Origin of the sequence: Dyella marensis (assembly GCF_900112865.1) — a bacterium.
Classification (GTDB): Bacteria; Pseudomonadota; Gammaproteobacteria; order Xanthomonadales; family Rhodanobacteraceae; genus Dyella_D; species Dyella_D marensis_A.
In genome coordinates this window covers 587135-604531 of the sequence record NZ_FONH01000001.1, presented here as the reverse complement: position 1 = coordinate 604531, position 17397 = coordinate 587135, and the positions used below count along the sequence as shown (strand labels likewise).

General features: G+C 68.7%; 18 protein-coding genes. 14 read left to right on the top strand and 4 right to left on the bottom strand.

The features are described 5' to 3' along the window. Positions 1–82: 82 nt before the first annotated feature. Complete coding sequence (locus BM172_RS02645; protein WP_026634533.1) at positions 83–1879, bottom strand: aminopeptidase P family protein; 1797 nt, start codon at positions 1877–1879, stop codon at positions 83–85. A gap of 133 nt (positions 1880–2012) precedes the next feature. Between BM172_RS02645 and BM172_RS02640 the strand changes: the two genes are divergently transcribed. The 8 genes from BM172_RS02640 to truD all read left to right on the top strand — a co-directional run bounded on the left by BM172_RS02640 (position 2013) and on the right by truD (position 9901). Beyond that, positions 2013–3692 (top strand): CTP synthase, encoded by a 1680-nt coding sequence (locus BM172_RS02640; protein WP_026634532.1) that lies wholly within the window; start codon positions 2013–2015, stop codon positions 3690–3692. Further along, entirely contained in the window at positions 3689–4522 is an 834-nt protein-coding gene (kdsA, locus tag BM172_RS02635; protein ID WP_026634531.1) for a 3-deoxy-8-phosphooctulonate synthase, read from the top strand. Before BM172_RS02640 ends, kdsA begins: the two co-directional genes overlap by 4 nt. A 61-nt stretch (positions 4523–4583) precedes the next feature. Beyond that, complete coding sequence (gene eno, locus BM172_RS02630) at positions 4584–5897, top strand: phosphopyruvate hydratase (protein ID WP_026634530.1); 1314 nt, start codon at positions 4584–4586, stop codon at positions 5895–5897. 18 nt (positions 5898–5915) lie between these two features. Further along, entirely contained in the window at positions 5916–6248 is a 333-nt protein-coding gene (gene ftsB, locus BM172_RS02625; protein ID WP_026634529.1) for a cell division protein FtsB, read from the top strand. Position 6249: 1 nt separating this feature from the next. Next, a complete protein-coding gene (ispD, locus tag BM172_RS02620; protein ID WP_026634528.1) occupies positions 6250–6939 on the top strand; it encodes a 2-C-methyl-D-erythritol 4-phosphate cytidylyltransferase in 690 nt (229 codons plus the stop codon). Between the two features lie 13 nt (positions 6940–6952). Continuing rightward, positions 6953–7426, top strand: a complete 474-nt coding sequence (gene ispF / locus BM172_RS02615) for a 2-C-methyl-D-erythritol 2,4-cyclodiphosphate synthase (protein ID WP_026634527.1) — start codon at positions 6953–6955, stop codon at positions 7424–7426. Further along, on the top strand, positions 7423–8865 hold the full coding sequence (mgtE, locus tag BM172_RS02610; protein ID WP_026634526.1) for a magnesium transporter: 1443 nt from the start codon (positions 7423–7425) through the stop codon (positions 8863–8865). The genes ispF and mgtE overlap by 4 nt, the downstream gene beginning before the upstream one ends. Before the next feature lie 28 nt (positions 8866–8893). Beyond that, complete coding sequence (gene truD / locus BM172_RS02605) at positions 8894–9901, top strand: tRNA pseudouridine(13) synthase TruD (RefSeq protein WP_026634525.1); 1008 nt, start codon at positions 8894–8896, stop codon at positions 9899–9901. A 106-nt stretch (positions 9902–10007) separates the two neighbouring features. Here the strand turns inward: truD and BM172_RS02600 are convergent, their stop codons facing one another. Further along, positions 10008–10553, bottom strand: a complete 546-nt coding sequence (locus BM172_RS02600; protein WP_026634524.1) for a Smr/MutS family protein — start codon at positions 10551–10553, stop codon at positions 10008–10010. A gap of 277 nt (positions 10554–10830) precedes the next feature. On the opposite strand from BM172_RS02600, the gene surE reads away from it, so the two are divergent. The 4 genes from surE to BM172_RS02580 all read left to right on the top strand — a co-directional run bounded on the left by surE (position 10831) and on the right by BM172_RS02580 (position 14000). Beyond that, positions 10831–11622 (top strand): 5'/3'-nucleotidase SurE, encoded by a 792-nt coding sequence (gene surE / locus BM172_RS02595; RefSeq protein WP_026634523.1) that lies wholly within the window; start codon positions 10831–10833, stop codon positions 11620–11622. A 2-nt stretch (positions 11623–11624) separates the two neighbouring features. Beyond that, a complete protein-coding gene (locus BM172_RS02590) occupies positions 11625–12305 on the top strand; it encodes a protein-L-isoaspartate(D-aspartate) O-methyltransferase (protein WP_026634522.1) in 681 nt (226 codons plus the stop codon). Positions 12306–12322: 17 nt separating this feature from the next. Further along, the gene (locus BM172_RS02585; RefSeq protein WP_026634521.1) at positions 12323–12931 is read left to right on the top strand and encodes a YqaA family protein; all 609 of its coding nucleotides are present in this window, start codon (positions 12323–12325) and stop codon (positions 12929–12931) included. 67 nt (positions 12932–12998) lie between these two features. Next, positions 12999–14000 carry a peptidoglycan DD-metalloendopeptidase family protein gene (locus BM172_RS02580; protein ID WP_026634520.1) on the top strand — a complete coding sequence of 334 codons (1002 nt, stop codon included), beginning with the start codon at positions 12999–13001 and terminating at the stop codon, positions 13998–14000. 16 nt (positions 14001–14016) lie between these two features. Here the strand turns inward: BM172_RS02580 and BM172_RS02575 are convergent, their stop codons facing one another. Both BM172_RS02575 and yhbY read right to left on the bottom strand, forming a co-directional pair. Further along, the gene (locus BM172_RS02575) at positions 14017–14397 is read right to left on the bottom strand and encodes an Mth938-like domain-containing protein (RefSeq protein WP_026634519.1); all 381 of its coding nucleotides are present in this window, start codon (positions 14395–14397) and stop codon (positions 14017–14019) included. A gap of 10 nt (positions 14398–14407) precedes the next feature. Then, positions 14408–14704 (bottom strand): ribosome assembly RNA-binding protein YhbY, encoded by a 297-nt coding sequence (gene yhbY, locus BM172_RS02570; protein WP_026634518.1) that lies wholly within the window; start codon positions 14702–14704, stop codon positions 14408–14410. 85 nt (positions 14705–14789) lie between these two features. Here yhbY and rlmE point away from each other — a divergent pair, with 85 nt between their 5' ends. Together rlmE and ftsH are read left to right on the top strand one after the other, a co-directional pair. Next, complete coding sequence (gene rlmE / locus BM172_RS02565) at positions 14790–15440, top strand: 23S rRNA (uridine(2552)-2'-O)-methyltransferase RlmE (RefSeq protein WP_026634517.1); 651 nt, start codon at positions 14790–14792, stop codon at positions 15438–15440. Further along, positions 15437–17386: an ATP-dependent zinc metalloprotease FtsH gene (gene ftsH / locus BM172_RS02560; RefSeq protein ID WP_026634516.1), complete on the top strand. Its 1950-nt coding sequence runs from the start codon at positions 15437–15439 to the stop codon at positions 17384–17386. Before rlmE ends, ftsH begins: the two co-directional genes overlap by 4 nt. Positions 17387–17397 lie beyond the last annotated feature (11 nt).

The following is a 17397-nucleotide window of genomic DNA, read 5'->3' as shown; positions in this document are numbered from 1 at the left end:
GGGGGTTCTGCCGGAAGTTAAGCGGGGAAATAGCCGCGGGAGGATGGGGTGGCCGGCCGGGGAGGTCAAGCCGGCCGCGATGTCACAGCGGCGCGCAATGCCGCTCCAGCCAGACCAGGTCGGCGCCTTCCAGCAGCGGGCTCAGCGCGGCGCGCACGCGGGCGTGGTAGTCGTCCAGCCAGGCGCGCTCCTCCGGGTTGAGCAGGCCCGGTTCCAGCGCGCGGCGGTCGAACGGGCACAGGGTCAGCGTCTCGAAGGCGTGGAATTCACCGAATTCGGTCTGGTCCGCCTCGGCCACCGCCGCCAGGTTCTCGTGGCGGATGCCGTGCCGGCCCGGCTTGTACAGGCCCGGCTCGATCGAGGTGATCATGCCCGGCTCCAGCGCCACCATCGCGCCGCTGGTCGGCGGGCGGATGTTCTGCGGCCCCTCGTGCACATTGAGGAAGTAGCCCACGCCGTGGCCGGTGCCGTGGCCGTAGTCCATGCCCGAGGCCCACAGCGGCGCGCGTGCCAGCGCGTCGAGCTGCGGACCGCTGGCGCCCTTGGGAAAGCGTGCGCGCGACAGCGCGATCAGGCCCTTCAGCACCAGGGTGGCGTCGCGGCGCTGCTCGGCCGTGGTCTCGCCCAGCGCCAGCACGCGGGTGACATCCGTGGTGCCGCCCAGGTACTGGCCGCCGGAATCGACCAGCAGGAGTCCCTGCGGCTTGAGCACGCTGTGGTGCGCGGGCGTGGCGCGGTAGTGCGGCAGGGCGCCGTTGGCCTGGTAGCCGGCGATGGTGGCGAAGCTTTCGCCGACGAAGTCGGGCTGGGCCGAGCGTTCCTCGCGCAGCAGGGTGTCGACGTCCAGTTCGGTCTGGCTCATGCCGGCGGTCAGGCGTTCCTCCAGCCGGCGGAAGGCGCGCGCCAGGGCGGCGCCGTCGCGGCGCATCACTTCGCGCACATGATCGAGCTCGCCGGCGCTCTTGCGCGCCTTGAAGGCGGTGGATGGGTTGGCCGCATCGATCAGCTGGACCGTCGGCGCCACCGCATCGGCCACGGCGCAGGCCACGCGATAGCCGTCCAGCAACAGGCGGTCGCCGGCGCCCAGCTCGCCGAGCGCGTCGGTGACAGTGGCGTAGTCGGCGATGCGCACGCCGTCGGCGGCGAGCGCGCCGACCAGCGCGTCGGTGAGCTTGCGGCGGTCGACGAACAGCGTGGCCGGGCCGTCGGTGGCGACCAGCAGATGGGCCAGGAACACCGGATTGCACTCGACGTCGCTGCCGCGCAGGTTGGTCAGCCAGGCCACGTCGTCCAGGCTGCAGACCAGGTGATGCGTGGCGCCGTGCTTGCGCATGGCGGTGCGCAGCCGGGCGAGCTTGTCGGCGCGGGCGATGCAGGCGTAGCGGATCGGATGTTCGGTGACCGGCGCGGCGGGCAGCGGTGGGCGGGCGGACCAGGCTTCGCCGGGCAGGTCCAGGTCGGTGCGCAGGCGCGCGCCGGTGTTTTCGAACTGGCGTTCGATCCGCGCGCGGGTGGCCAGCGGCAGGCTGTCGCCGGCCACCGCCAGCAGCTGGCCCGGCTCCAGCTGCTGGCGCAGCCATTCCAGGTGCTCGGGCACGCTGGTGGCGCGCTGGCGCATCAGTTCGATGCCGCTGCCGGCCAGCTCGCGCTCGGCCTGGGCGAAGTAGCGCGAATCGGTCCACAGCCCGGCCCATTCCAGGGCGACCACCAGGGTGCCGGCCGAACCGGTGAAGCCGGACAGCCAGCTCCGCGCCTGCCAATGCTCCGGCAGGTATTCGGACAGGTGCGGATCGGCGCTGGGCACGAGGCAGGCATCGACGCCGTGGCGGCGCATGGCCTGGCGCAGGAGGGCAAGACGGGACGGAATGGAATCGCTCATCCGTTCATGCTAGCAGCCGAGGTGAAGCCGGTCGGCGCGCGGCTCGATGAATCGCCACAGGAATTTTCGTCGTACCGCTCGCGGCACGGAGCGACCTCCGCTAAAATGCCGATTTCCAGCACGGCTGCATCCCATGACCCCCCTGATTTTCGTCACCGGCGGTGTGGTGTCCTCGCTTGGCAAGGGCATCGCCGCGGCGTCGCTGGCTTCCATTCTGGAAGCGCGTGGCCTCTCGGTCACCATGATGAAGCTCGACCCGTACATCAACGTGGACCCGGGCACCATGAGCCCCTTCCAGCACGGCGAGGTCTACGTCACCGACGACGGCGCCGAGACCGACCTGGACCTGGGCCACTACGAGCGTTTCGTCCACACCCGCCTAACCGGCAAGAACTCCATCACCACCGGCAAGATCTACGAGTCGGTGATCCGCAAGGAGCGCCGCGGCGATTATCTCGGCGCCACCGTGCAGGTCATCCCGCACATCACCGACGAGATCAAGCACTGCATCCACGAGGCCACCCGCGGCTTCGACGTGGCCCTGGTGGAGATCGGCGGCACCGTCGGCGACATCGAGTCGCTGCCGTTCCTGGAGGCGATCCGCCAGCTGCGCATCGAGCACGGCCCCGAGAAGTGCCTGTTCATGCACCTGACCCTGGTGCCGTACATCAAGGCCGCCGGCGAGATCAAGACCAAGCCCACCCAGCATTCGGTGAAGGAACTGCGCTCGATCGGCATCCAGCCGGACGTGCTGCTGTGCCGCTGCGAGCAGCCGCTGCCGGACGGCGAGCGCCGCAAGATCGCGCTGTTCACCAACGTGCCGGAGCAGGCGGTGATCAGCGCCACCGACGTGGACATCATCTACAAGCAGCCGCTGTGGCTGCACAAGCAGGGCCTGGACGAGATCGTGGTCAAGCGCCTCGGCCTCGACGCCGGTCCCGCGGATCTGTCGGCCTGGCAGCGCACCGTGGAAGCGGTGGAGCATCCCAAGGACGAGGTCAACGTCGCCATTGTCGGCAAGTACGTCGAGCACAAGGACGCCTACAAGTCGCTGGGCGAAGCCCTGCGCCACGGCGGCATCAAGCAGCAGACGCGGGTGAACCTGCAGTGGGTCGATTCCGAGCAGGTGGAAGCGGAGGGCGCAGCCAAGGTGCTGGGCGGCGTCGACGCCATCCTGGTGCCGGGCGGCTTCGGCAAGCGCGGCTTCGAGGGCAAGGTGCTGGCCGCCAGGTACGCCCGCGAGCATGGCGTGCCGTACTTCGGCATCTGCTACGGCATGCATGCGGCGGTGGTGGATTTCGCCCGCCACGTGGCCGGCCTCGGCGACGCCGATTCCAGCGAGAACGACCGCAACACGCCCAACCCGGTGATCGCGCTGATCACCGAGTGGACCACCTCCGCCGGCGAAGTGGAAACGCGCACCGAACGCTCGGACCTGGGCGGCACCATGCGCCTGGGCGCGCAGGAGTGCCGCCTCAAGGCCGGCACCCTGGCGCGCGAGCTGTACGGCCAGGAAGTGGTGCGCGAGCGCCATCGCCACCGCTACGAGTTCAACAACCGCTATCGCCAGTCCTTCGAGGATCTGGGCATGGTGATCTCCGGCAAGTCGATGGACGACCTGCTGGTGGAGATCGTCGAGCTGCCGCAGCAGCAGCATCCGTGGTTCCTCGGTTGCCAGGCGCATCCGGAATTCACCTCCACCCCGCGCGACGGCCACCCGCTGTTCATCGGCTTCGTGCGTTCGGCGCGCGAGTACAAGGCGGTGCGCGAAGGCGAGCGCCTGGCGTCGGCACCGAAGGAGAACGTCGCATGAAGTTATGCGGTTTCGCGGTCGGCCAGGACCAGCCACTGTTCCTGATCGCCGGCCCCTGCGTGGTCGAGTCGGAGCAGCTGCAGGTGGACACCGCCGGCAAGCTCAAGGAAATCACCGGCCGGCTCGGCATCAACTTCATCTTCAAGTCCAGCTTCGACAAGGCCAACCGTTCCTCCGGCTCGAGCTTCCGCGGCCTGGGCATGGAAGAAGGCCTGCGCATCCTCGGCGAAGTGAAGCGCCAGGTCGGCGTGCCGGTGCTGACCGACGTGCACGAATACACCCCGTTCGCCGAAGTGGCCTCGGTGGTCGACGTGCTGCAGACCCCGGCCTTCCTGTGCCGCCAGACCGATTTCATCCAGGCGGTGGCGCGCGCCGGCAAGCCGGTGAACATCAAGAAGGGCCAGTTCCTGGCGCCGTGGGACATGAAGAACGTCGTGGACAAGGCCAAGGCCGTCGGCAACGACGACATCCTGGTATGCGAGCGCGGCGCCAGCTTCGGCTACAACAACCTGGTCTCCGACATGCGTTCGCTGGCGGTGATGCGCGACACCGGCTGCCCGGTGGTGTTCGACGCCACCCATTCGGTGCAGCTGCCGGGCGGGCAGGGCACCAGTTCCGGCGGCCAGCGCGAATTCGTGCCGGTGCTGGCGCGCGCGGCCATCGCGGTCGGCGTGGCCGGCCTGTTCGCCGAGACCCATCCGGATCCTTCCAAGGCGCTCAGCGACGGCCCCAATGCCTGGCCGCTCGGCAAGATGGAAGCGCTGCTGGAAACGCTGATGGAACTGGACGCCGTCACCAAGCGCCACGGCTTCCTCGAACAGACGCTCTGATCTTCAAAAGTTTTATCCCCGCTTTAGTTCGTCCCCTTCGCCCTTTCTGGACAGGAACTGCATGAGCACCGACATCACCCGCATCCACGCCCGCGAAATCCTCGACTCCCGCGGCAATCCCACGCTCGAAGCGGAAGTGACCCTGGCCGGCGGCGGCTTCGGTCGCGCGGCGGTGCCCAGCGGTGCGTCCACCGGTACCCGCGAGGCGGTGGAACTGCGCGATGGCGACAAGTCGCGTTACCTGGGCAAGGGTGTGCAGAACGCGGTGGGCAACGTCAACGGCGCCATCGCCGGTGCGCTGAAGGGCTTCGACGCGGCCGACCAGAAGGGCCTGGACGCGAAGCTGATCGCGCTGGACGGCACGCCGAACAAGGGCAAGCTCGGCGCCAATGCTCTCCTCGGCGTGTCGATGGCCGCCGCCCACGCGGTGGCCGCGCAGCAGGGCCGTCCGCTGTGGCAGTACCTGGCCACCATCAACGGCACCACCGGCAAGCCCGGCGCGCTGCCGGTGCCGATGATGAACATCATCAACGGCGGCGCGCACGCCGATAACAACGTCGACGTGCAGGAATTCATGGTGCTGCCGGTCGGCCTGCCCAGCTTCGCCGAGGCGTTGCGCGCCGGCACCGAGATCTTCCACGCGCTCAAGAGCGTGCTGAAGGGCAAGGGCCTGAACACCGCGGTGGGCGACGAGGGCGGCTTCGCGCCGAACCTGCGCTCCAACATCGAGGCGCTGGACACCATCCTCGAAGCCGTCGGCAAGACCGGCTACAAGATCGGCAGCGACATCCTGCTGGGCCTGGACGTGGCCAGTTCCGAGTTCTTCAAGGACGGCAAGTACGACCTGGAAGGCGAGGGCAAGGTCTACACGCCGGCGCAGTTCGTCGACCTGCTCGCCAGCTGGGCGAAGCAGTACCCGATCGTCACCATCGAGGACGGCATGGCCGAAGGCGACTGGGACGGCTGGAAGCTGCTCACCGACACCATCGGCAAGCAGGTGCAGCTGGTCGGCGACGACCTGTTCGTGACCAATCCGGCGATCTTCAAGGAAGGCATCGACAAGCACATCGCCAACGCGATCCTGATCAAGGTGAACCAGATCGGCACGCTGTCGGAGACGCTGGAAGCGATCGCCATGGCCGACGCAGCCAAGTACGCCGCGATCGTGTCGCACCGCTCGGGCGAGACGGAAGACACCACGATTTCCGATATCGCCGTGGCCACCACCGCGACCCAGATCAAGACCGGTTCGCTGTGCCGCACCGACCGCGTGGCCAAGTACAACCAGTTGCTGCGCATCGAGGAACAGCTGGGCGCCGCCGCGCAGTACGCCGGCCGCAACGCGTTCCCGAGCCTGGCCAAGCTGCCGGGCTGACGGAGTCACGCCACCTCCATGCTGCGCTGGATCGCTCTCATCCTGCTGCTCGTGCTGATCGGTCTGCAGGTGAAGCTGTGGACCGGCAACGGCGGCGTGCACGAGGTGGAAACCCTGCGCGCCGCGGTGAAGAAGCAGAGCGACGACAACCAGCGCCTGCTCCAGCGCAACCAGGCGCTGGGCGCGGACGTGGACGACCTCAAGCACGGCGAGCAGGCAGTCGAGGCGCGCGCGCGCGGCGAGCTGGGCCTGATCAAGCCGGGCGAGACCTTCTACCAGGTGGTCGAGCAGCCGGGCGCCGCCGCGAGCGCGGCGACGCCCGCGCCCGCCGCCAGCAGCGGCGGACACTGAGATGAGTTCCCTGTGGTGCGTGGTGCCGGCCGCCGGGCGCGGCGCGCGGGTCGGTGGCGATACACCTAAGCAATACCTGCCGCTGGCCGGCCGGCCGCTGATCGAACACACGCTGGCGCGCCTGGCCACCCATCCGCGCATCGCCGGCGTGATGGTGGTGCTGGGCGCGGGCGACGAGCGCTGGCCGGGCGTGGAGCGCATCGGCGGCAAGCCGGTGCTGACCACCATCGGCGGTGCGGAGCGCTGCGATTCGGTGCTGGCCGGTCTGGATGCCTTGCCGAACGACGTGGCCGCGGACGATTTCGTGCTGGTGCACGACGCCGCGCGCCCCTGCGTGCGCGCCGCCGACATCGCCCGCCTGATCGAGCTGGCCGTGCCAGCCGGCGGCGGCCTGCTCGGCGCGCCGCTGCGCGACACGCTCAAGCGCGCCGATGCCGCCCATCGCAGCGCGGCGACCGAGCCGCGCGAGGAGCGCTGGCGCGCCTTCACCCCGCAGCTGTTCCGCCGCGGCGAACTGGCCGCGGCCCTGCGCGCGGCGGCGGCCAGCGGGCTCAAGCCCAGCGACGAGGCGATGGCGATGGAGCGTGCGGGCCATGCCCCGTTGCTCGTCGAGGGCGCCGAGGACAATATCAAGGTGACCACGGCCGCCGATTTCGCGCTGGCCGAATTTCTTCTGGACAGGACGGCATGAGGGCGCGCGCATGATGCGGATCGGCCAGGGCTTCGACGTGCATGCCTTCGGCGACGGCGACCACGTGATGCTGGGCGGCGTGCGCGTGCCGCACAGTCGCGGCGTGGTGGCGCACTCCGATGGCGACGTGGTGATCCATGCGCTGTGCGATGCGATCTTCGGCGCGCTGGCGCTGGGCGACATCGGCCGGCATTTCCCGCCCTCGCAGGAGCGCTGGCGCGGCGCCGAGAGCCGGCTGTTCCTGCGCCATGCCTACACGCTGATGCGCGAGCGCGGCTATGCCATCGGCAATGTCGACGTCACCGTGATCTGCGAGGCGCCCAAGGTCGGCCCGCACGCGCAGGCGATGCGCGAACGGCTGGCCGAGGACCTGCACTGCGAGGTCGACCGCGTCAGCGTCAAGGCGACCACCACCGAGAAACTCGGCTTCACCGGCCGCGGCGAAGGCATCGCCGCCCAGGCCTGCGCGCTGCTGGTTCTCGCGTGAGCGAGGCCGAGGTCCGCGGTTCCGCCAACCGGCTGCACGAGCAGCTGGAGCGCATCAACGAACTGCTGCGCCGGCACAAGCTGGTGGAACAGGTCGCGCATGCGCAGCACGGGCCGCACCAGGACCTGGTCGACAACCTGCTGCACCGCCAGCACCTGTCCGAACTGCAGCGCCAGCTCGACGGCCTGCATCCGGCCGACATCGCCTACATCCTCGAAGCGCTGCCGCTGGAGGACCGCCTCACCGTCTGGCAGATGGTCAAGGCCGACCGCGACGGCGAGATCCTGCTCGAGGTCTCCGACGCGGTCCGCGAATCGCTGATCGCCGACATGGACCAGCGCGAGATCCTCGCCGCGGTCGAGCCGCTGGAAGCGGACGAGCTGGCCGACCTGGTCGAGGACCTGCCGACCGAGGTGCTGCCCGAGCTGATGGCCAGCCTCGACGCGCAGCAGCGCGAACAGCTGCAGTCGGCGCTGTCCTGGCAGGAGGACCAGGTCGGCGCGCTGATGGACTTCGAGATGGTCACCATCCGCGAGGACGTCAGCCTGGAGGTGGTGCTGCGCTACCTGCGCCGCTTCGACGAGCTGCCCGCGCAGACCGACAAGCTGTTCGTGGTCAATCACGACAACATGCTCACCGGCGTGCTGCCGCTGCACTGGCTGCTGGTCAACTCGCCGGAAAAGATGGTCAGCGAGGTGATGGCGCCGGACGTCAACACCTTCCACCCGGCCGACGACGCCTACGAAACCGCGCAGGCCTTCGAGCGCTACGACCTGGTCACCGCGCCGGTGGTGGACGACAGCAGCCACCTGATCGGCCGCATCACCATCGACTCGATGGTCGACGTGATCCGCGAGGAAGGCGAAAGCGAGGCGCTGAGCCGCGGCGGCCTGCGCGAGGAAGAAGACATCTTCGCCTCGGTGTGGAAGTCGGTGCGCAACCGCTGGACCTGGCTGGCGATCAACCTGGTGACCGCTTTCATCGCCTCGCGCGTGATCGGCCTGTTCGAGGGCTCGATCCAGAAGCTGGTGGCGCTGGCCACCCTGATGCCGATCGTGGCCGGCATCGGCGGCAATTCCGGCAACCAGACCATCACCATGATCGTGCGCGCGCTGGCCCTGGACCAGATCACTCCGGCCAGCGCCAAGCGGCTATGGCGCAAGGAGATGGGCGTGGCGCTGGCCAATGGCCTGGTCTGGGGCGGGGTGATCGGGCTGGTGGCCTGGGCGCTGTACGGGCATCTGGCGCTGGGCCTGGTGATGACCGCGGCGATGACGCTTAATTTATTGCTCGCGGCGTTCTGCGGCGTGGGCATTCCGATGCTGATGGCGCGGCATGGGCGCGATCCGGCGCTGGGGTCGAGCGTGCTGATCACGGCGATGACGGACAGCGGCGGCTTTTTTATTTTCCTCGGGCTGGCGACGGTGTTCCTGGTCTGAGCGGTTTCATCCTTCCGGTTTTTATCGAATGAGCGATCTTCCTTACGCCAATGGCACCCCGCCGCTGAGCGCCCAGCTGCGCAGCTCCCCCGAGGACTTCCGCGTGGAAGAAATCCTCGGCTACGAAGCCGACGGCGAAGGCGAGCACGCGCTGCTGCTGGTGGAGAAGCGTGGCGCCACCACGGATTGGGTGGCACGCGAATTGGCCAACTATGCCGGCGTGCCGCAGGTGGCGGTCGGCTATGCGGGACTGAAGGATCGCCACGCGGTGACGCGGCAGACCTTCTCGGTGCAGCTTGCCGGCAAGCCGGATCCGGACTGGTCGGCGTTTCCGCACGCCGAAGTAAAGGTGCTGTCGGCTGCGCGCCACAAGCGCAAGCTCAAGCGCGGCGCTTTGCGCGGCAATCGCTTCGTGCTGGTGCTGCGCGGCGTGCAGGGCGATCGCGCGCGCGCCGGGGAAGTGCTGGAACGCATCGCCGCACGCGGCGTGCCTAATTATTTCGGCGAGCAGCGTTTCGGCCGCGGCGGCGGCAATGTGGAGCAGGCGCGGGCGATGTTCGCCGGGCGCCGGGTGGATCGCGACAAGCGCCAGTTCCTGCTGTCGGCGGCGCGCTCGCACCTGTTCAACGAAGTGCTGGCCGCGCGCGTCGAGCGCGATGCCTGGGACAAGCCGCTGGACGGCGAGCTGTGGTCGCTGGCCGGCAGCCGTTCGTGGTTCGGGCCGGAACCGTTCGACGCGGTGCTGGCGGAGCGGCTGGGACGTGGCGATATCCATCCGTCCGGCCCGCTGTGGGGGCAGGGCGAGTCGCCGGCGGGTGCCGAAGTGGCGCAGTTGGAAAATGAGCTTGCGGGTGCGAACGCCGATCTCGTCGCTGGCCTGGTGGCGGCACGCATGGAGCAGGAGCGCCGCCCGCTGCGCCTGATCCCGGACCAGCTGCGCTGGCAGTGGCTGGAGGACGATGCTTTGGAGCTTACGTTCGGCTTGCCTGCTGGCGCGTATGCCACGGTCGTAGTCCGCGAACTCGCCACCACCTGACCTTCGTAGGTTGGGGTGAGCCGCAGGCGAACCCCAACAGGCCTGCACCGCTGTCGCCACGTTGGGGTTCGCTTGCGCTCACCCCAACCTACGCCGATGCGCGAGCTCAGCCCTTCAGCAGTACCACCACGGCCCCGGTTCCCCCTTGCATCGGCCGTGCCGACGCAAACGCGATCACATCGTCACGCCGCCGCAGCAGCCGGTCGGTCAGCACCTTCAGCACCGGCCCGGCGCTTTTCGAGCGCAAACCCTTGCCATGCACGATGCGCACACAGTGAAAGCCGCGCTCGCGCGCCTCGGCGAGGAAGTCGGCGATGGTCGCCGTGGCCGCCGCCGCATTCATCTGGTGCAGGTCGATCTCGTCCTGCACGCTGAACTGCCCACGCTTGAGCTGTCTGAGCAGCTTCGGCGGGTAGCCGTCGCGCAGATAGCTGAGCTCCTCTCCCACTTCCATGAGACCGGGATCGAAGGCCATGTCGAGCAATTCGCCCGGCACCGCGGCCTCGTCCGCCTCCAGCATGTGGGCGCGCGGCTCGGGCCGGGGCGCGGCCGGCGCCGGCTCGGCGGGGTCGAGACGGCGGATCTCGCCGATTGCCTCGCGGAACAGGCGCGCGTCGTCGTCGTTCACGGTGGCGGGAAGGCGGCGTTTCATGGGCGCCATCCTAGACCACCAAGATTGCGAGCACTAAAGCCCCTCTCCCGCCGGGAGAGGGGTTGGGGTGAGGGTACGGGCGGAGTTGTGAGTTGCGCTCCGCCCGTACCCTCATCCGGCTGCCGCCACCTTCTCCCGGAGGGAGAAGGAATTCTTCGTTGCAGTCTCCGCGAGCGTGCATCTGGCGATGAAACCCCGGTCCCGCTCGGGTAGACTTCGGCGTATCGCTGGCGCGCCGGGGAACGCACCGGCCCCTGGGTTTTTCGAACGGATGACGATGCGAGTTCTCGTAAGCAACGACGACGGCGTGGATGCTCCCGGCATCCGCGTGCTCGCCGAACGCCTCGGTGCGGTCGGCCAGGTCACCGTGGTGGCTCCCGACCGGGACCGCTCCGGCGCCAGCAATTCACTGACCCTCGACGCGCCGATCCGCGTGCTGCCGATGGACAACGGCTACTACCGCGTGGCGGGCACGCCCACCGACTGCGTGCACCTGGCGCTGGCCGGCCTGCTCGAGCACGAGCCCGACATCGTGGTCTCCGGCATCAACAACTCGGCCAACCTGGGCGACGACGTGATCTATTCGGGCACGGTCTCCGCCGCGATGGAGGGCCGCTTCCTCGGCCTGCCGGCGATCGCCGTGTCCCTGGTCAGCCAGGACCACCACGGCGAGCACTACGATTCCGCCGCGCGCGCCGTGCTGATGCTGATGGAGCGCCTGCTGGTCGATCCGCTGCCGGCCGACACCATCCTCAACGTCAACGTGCCGGACCGGCCGTGGGAAGAGATCCGCGGCTTCGAGGTCACCCGCCTGGGCAAGCGGCACCGTTCCGCGCCGTGCATCCGGCAGACCGACCCGCGCGGCAAGCCGATCTGGTGGATCGGTCCGGCCGGCGACGTGGACGACGCCGGTCCCGGCACCGACTTCGACGCGGTGCGCCGCGGCTATGTCTCGGTCACGCCGATCCACGTCGACCTCACGCGCTTCCAGGCGCTGGAGAAGGTCAGCAGCTGGATGAACGCGCTCAGCGGCGACATGGCCGCGCGCAGCGGAGAGAAAGTCGCGTGAGCATGAACGTGCATCCGCTGCCGCCGTCCGCGCTGAAGGGCGAAGGCATGACCTCGCAGCGCGCCCGCGACCGGCTGGCCTCCAAGCTGAAGGAGGACGGCATCAAGGACGCGCGCGTGATCGAGGTGATCCGCAACCTGCCGCGCCATCACTTCATCGACCAGGCGCTGCATTCGCGCGCCTACGAGAACACCGCGCTGCCGATCGGCCACGGCCAGACCATTTCGCAGCCGTGGGTGGTGGCGCGCATGACCGAGGCGCTGCTGGAATTCGGCGTGCCGCAGAAGGTGCTGGAGATCGGCACCGGTTCCGGCTACCAGGCCGTGGTACTGGCCGCGCTGGTGCCGCAGCTCTACACCGTCGAGCGCATCGAGGAACTGCTGCGCCAGGCGCGCCGCCGCTTCCGCCAGCTGGGGCTGACCAACCTGCGCTCGCGCCACGACGACGGCAAGCTGGGCTGGCCGGACGAGGCGCCGTTCGACGCGATCATCCTCACCGCCGCCGGCGACACCATTCCCACCCAGCTGCTGGACCAGCTCAGCCCGACCGGCGTGCTGGTCGCTCCCGTCGGTTCGCCCAGCCACCAGACCCTGATCCGCATGCGCGGCGACGGGCAGGGCGACTTCCTGCAGGAAGAACTCGGACCGGTGAGCTTCGTGCCGCTGCTGGGCGGCATCGGCTGATGCCTTAAGGACGCTCGATGCGCTTGTTCGGAACGCTGTACGCCCGGGCCCTGACCTGGGCGCGCCACCCCAGGGCGGTCTATTACCTGTGCGGGCTCAGCTTCGTCGAGGCCTTCATCTTTCCGATCATGCCGGAAGTGATGCTGGCGCCGATGATGCTCGGCAAGCGGCACAAGGCGTTTTTCTACGCAAACTTAAGCCTGCTGTTCTCGCTGCTCGGTTCGCTGGTCGGCTATGCGCTCGGCCACTGGGCGTTCCAGGCCCTGCATCCGGTGCTGGAGGCGCTGCACCTGTTGGCGCCGATCGAGCAGGGCGTGGAAAGCCTGCGTGCGCAGATGAACACGCATTGGCTCGGCCTGCTGCTGGTGCTTGCGCTGGCCGCGCTGCAGCCGGTGGTGCCGATGAAGTTCGTCACCTGGGCCGCCGGCATCGTCGGCGTGCCGATCATTCCGTTCCTGGTCTGCATGGCGGTCGGCCGCGGCAAGCGCGTGTGGCTGCTGGCGCTGCTGATCCGCATCTTCGGCGAGCGCGCCGAGCGCGTCCTGCACAAGCACATCGAGCGCATCGGCTGGGCCGCCGTGGTGATCCTGGTCGGCCTGCTGGCATGGTGGCTGTTGCGTCATTGATGTTACGGCGAAGTCCCGAACAGGACTTCCGTATGAAAATCACGTTATGGCTCGGTATGCTCATCGCATGAAAGGACACTGCCGCTACTTCGCCCCCGCCGCGCTTTCCCTGTTGCTCGCCGCCTGCGTGTCGCCGCGCAGCTCGGTGGTGTTCGAGCCGGCCGCCGGCACGCAGGGACGCACGGTGGCGCCGGCCCCGGTGGCCCGCGCTGCGGCGCCGGGCGGCAGCTATCGCGTGGTGAAGGGCGACACGCTGTATTCGATCGCGTTCCGCAATGGCGTGGATTTCCGCGACCTGGCCTCGTGGAACGGCATCGCCGCGCCGTACACGATCTGGCCGGGGCAGACGCTGAAGCTCTCGGCGAGCGGAGCGGCGGCTCCCGCCGCGAGCCATGCCGTGGTCGCGACTTCCCCGAAACCGGCGGCGAACCCGCCAGCCAGGACTCCGGCCGGCGCCGGCTTCGAGACGGTGCCGGCCAATCCGGCGGCGACCGCCGAAACGCCCGCGCCTGCACCGGCGGCTCCCGTGAAGCCCGCGCCGGCCACGGCGACGGTATCGGCTCCCGCGCCGGCATCGACCGCCGTCACCGTGGTGCCGGTCGCCGGCGCTCCCGCCACCGCGCATACCGCCGCGGCCGCCGCGACACCCCCGCCGGCGCCGCCGCAGGCCGTGGCGCAGGGCGCCACGCGCGCCAGCGCCGGCATTAACTGGCGCTGGCCGGCGGACGGTTCGCTGGGCAAGCGCTTCCAGTCGGGCGACGCCATTCCCGGCATCGAGATCCTGGGCAAGTCCGGCGACCCGATCCGCGCCGCCGCCGATGGCGTGGTGGTGTACAGCGGCAACGGCCTGGTCGGCTACGGCGAGCTGGTCATCATCAAACACAACGACAGCTTCCTGTCGGCCTACGGCCACAACAGCAAGCGCCTGGTGAAGGAGGGGCAGCGCGTCAGCGCGGGCCAGCAGATCGCCGAGATGGGTTCCACCGGCGCGACCCGCGACGAACTGCAGTTCCAGATCCGCCGCGACGGCAATCCGGTCGATCCGATGGGTTACCTGCCGTCGCGCTGAGCGGCGGCAGGCCGGCTCAGGCTTCCGGCGGCAGGATGAAGGCCGCCACCACGCGGCGGCGCTCGCCGGCCAGCAGGTCGTAGGTGCGGGCCGCGGCTGCGTTGTCCATCACTTCCACGCCCACGCCCTTGCGCAGAAAGCCGGCTATGAAGGCGGCGGCGGGGAACACCTGGCGTTCGCCGGTGCCCAGCACCACCACTTCCGGTTCCAGCGCCAGGATCGCGTCGACGTGGCCGGCGTCCAGCTCGCCGGCATGGGTGACCGGCCAGTTCTCGATGGCTTTCTCTGGGGAAAGCACCAGGCTGCGGGTGAACTCGCGATCGACTACGGTGATGCTGCGCGCGCCGACGCGGCGGACAAACAGGTATTCGCCGGGGCGGTCGAGCGAGAGATCCATGCGCGGCGGCTCAGCGGGGCAGGGCGAGCTTGGGCTCGTCCTCGTTGCGGCGGAACAGCACCACGATATGGCCGATCTGCTGCACGTTCTCGGCGCGGGTGCCCTGGGCGAGGAAGTCGATCTGCTCCTGGCGCTCGTCCTTGTCGCCGCCGGACAGCTTCACCTTGACCAGCTCGTGGTGGGTCAGGGCCAGGTCCAGTTCCTTGACCACGGCCTCGGTCGCGCCCTTGGCGCCGAGCAGGATCACCGGCTTCAGGTCATGGGCCAGGCTGCGCAGATAGCGGCGCTGTGACGGGGAGAGCGACATGCGTTCAGTCTCGGATTCGCGGCGAATGGACCGTCAAGGGTATCATGCCGACCCATTCCCCCCTATCTGTGGCCGTTGCCGACCCATGTCCCGCAGCAAAAGCAGTTCCCGCTGGCTGCGGGAACATTTCGATGACGTCTATGTGAAGAAGGCGCAGGCCGAGGGCGTGCGCTCCCGTGCCGTCTATAAGCTGGAAGAACTGATCGAGCGCGACCGGCTGCTCAAGCCGGGCATGCGCGTGGTCGACCTGGGCGCCGCCCCGGGCGGGTGGTCGCAGCTGGTGCGCCAGCGCCTGGGCGATACCGGCAAGGTGGTGGCCCTGGACATCCTGCCGATGCAGGGCATCGCGGGGGTGGATTTCCTGCAGGGCGACTTCCGCGAGGAGTCCGTGCTGCGCGAGCTGGAGAGCCGCCTGGAGGGGCAGCAGCTCGATCTTGTCCTATCCGACATGGCCCCCAATATGAGTGGTGTCGCGCTGGCCGACCAGATCCGGGCAATGGATCTGGCCGAGCTGGCGCTGGACTTCAGTCGCCATTGGCTGAAACCGGGCGGTTCGTTCCTGATCAAGTTATTCCAGGGAGCTGGCTTCGACGATTACCTTCGTAGCTTGCGCGCGGAGTTTTCGCGCGTAACTATGCGTAAACCCAAAGCCTCACGCGCCCGTTCGCGTGAGGTCTATGCGCTGGCCACAGGAAGAAAGGTCAGTGGCGCTCAACCGGGCGAGAACCGTGCATGAACGAGATGGCTAAAAATCTGTTGCTCTGGCTGATCATCGCTGTGGTCCTGCTGATGGTGTTCCAGAGCTTCAATCCGCATGGCGCGTCGTCCTCCGACCTGCCTTACAGCAGCTTTGTGCAGAGCGTGGACAACGGCAACGTGTCCACCGCCGTGATCAGCGCCGACCAGCCGGCCACCATCAGTGGCAAGCTCAAGGACGGCAGCGCGTTCCGCACCGTCGCCCCCGTGCTCGGCTTCTCCACCAGCTCGGTGGTCAAGCAGATGCAGGACAAGGGCGTGGAAGTGCGGCAGGAGCCGGCCAACAACGGCTTCTCCCTGATCGGCCTGCTGCTCAACTGGCTGCCGATCATCCTGATCGTCGGCGTGTTCATCTGGTTCATGCGCCAGATGCAGGCCGGCGCCGGTGGGCGCGGCGCCATGAGCTTCGGCCGCTCGCGCGCCAAGCTGCAGGGCGAGGACCAGATCAAGGTCAATTTCAGCGACGTCGCCGGCTGCGACGAAGCGAAGGAGGAAGTCGGCGAGCTGGTCGAGTTCCTGCGCGACCCGGGCAAGTTCCAGAAGCTCGGCGGCAAGATCCCGCGCGGCGTGCTGATGGTCGGCCCGCCCGGTACCGGCAAGACCCTGCTGGCCAAGGCCATTGCGGGCGAGGCCAAGGTGCCGTTCTTCTCGATCTCCGGTTCGGACTTCGTCGAGATGTTCGTCGGCGTCGGCGCCAGCCGCGTGCGCGACATGTTCGACCAGGCCAAGAAGCACGCCCCCTGCATCATCTTCATCGACGAGATCGATGCGGTCGGCCGCCATCGCGGCGCCGGCCTGGGCGGCGGCCACGACGAGCGCGAGCAGACCCTCAACCAGCTGCTGGTGGAGATGGATGGCTTCGAGGGCACCGAGGGCGTGATCGTGATCGCCGCGACCAACCGCCCGGACGTGCTCGACCCCGCGCTGCTGCGCCCGGGCCGCTTCGACCGCCAGGTGGTGGTCGGCCTGCCGGACGTGAAGGGCCGCGAGCAGATCCTCAAAGTGCATCTGCGCAAGGTCCCGACCGGGCCGGACGTGGATGCCATGACCATCGCGCGCGGCACGCCGGGCTTCTCCGGCGCCGACCTCGCCAACCTGGTCAACGAGGCCGCGCTGTTCGCGGCGCGCGAGAACGCGCGCGACGTGCGCATGAGCCACCTCGACAAGGCGCGCGACAAGATCCTGATGGGCACGGAGCGCCGCTCCATGGCCATGAGCGAGGACGAGAAGAAGCTCACCGCCTATCACGAGGCCGGCCACGCCATCGTCGGCCGCCTGGTGCCGGAGCACGACCCGGTCTACAAGGTCACCATCATTCCGCGCGGTCGCGCGCTGGGCGTGACCATGTACCTGCCGGAAGGCGACAAGTACAGCATGAACCGCGTGGCGATCGAATCGCAGCTGTGCTCGCTGTACGGCGGCCGCGTCGCCGAGGCGCTGATCTTCGGCGAGGACAAGGTCACCACCGGCGCCTCCAACGACATCGAGCGCGCGACCAAGATGGCGCGCAACATGGCGACCAAGTGGGGCCTGTCCGACACGCTCGGCCCGGTGACCTACGGCGAGGAAGAGGACGAGGTGTTCCTCGGCCGCGCCGTCACGCAGCACAAGAACGTCTCCAACGAGACCGCGCGCAAGATCGACGAGGAAGTGCGCGCGATCCTCGACCGCAACTACGCGCGCACCAAGCAGCTGCTGACCAACAACATCGACAAGCTGCACGTGATGGCCGAGGCGCTGCTGCAGTACGAGACCATCGACGCGCACCAGATCGACGAGATCATGGCCGGCCGCGTGCCGGGCCCGCCGGCGGATTGGACCAAGTCGGCCACCGGCTCGACACCGCCGCCGCCTCCGCCGCCGCGCGGCGATGCGGGCGCCAAGGTCGGCGACCCGGCTACGCAGAGTCGTCATCCGCACGTCTGAGCGTGCACGTC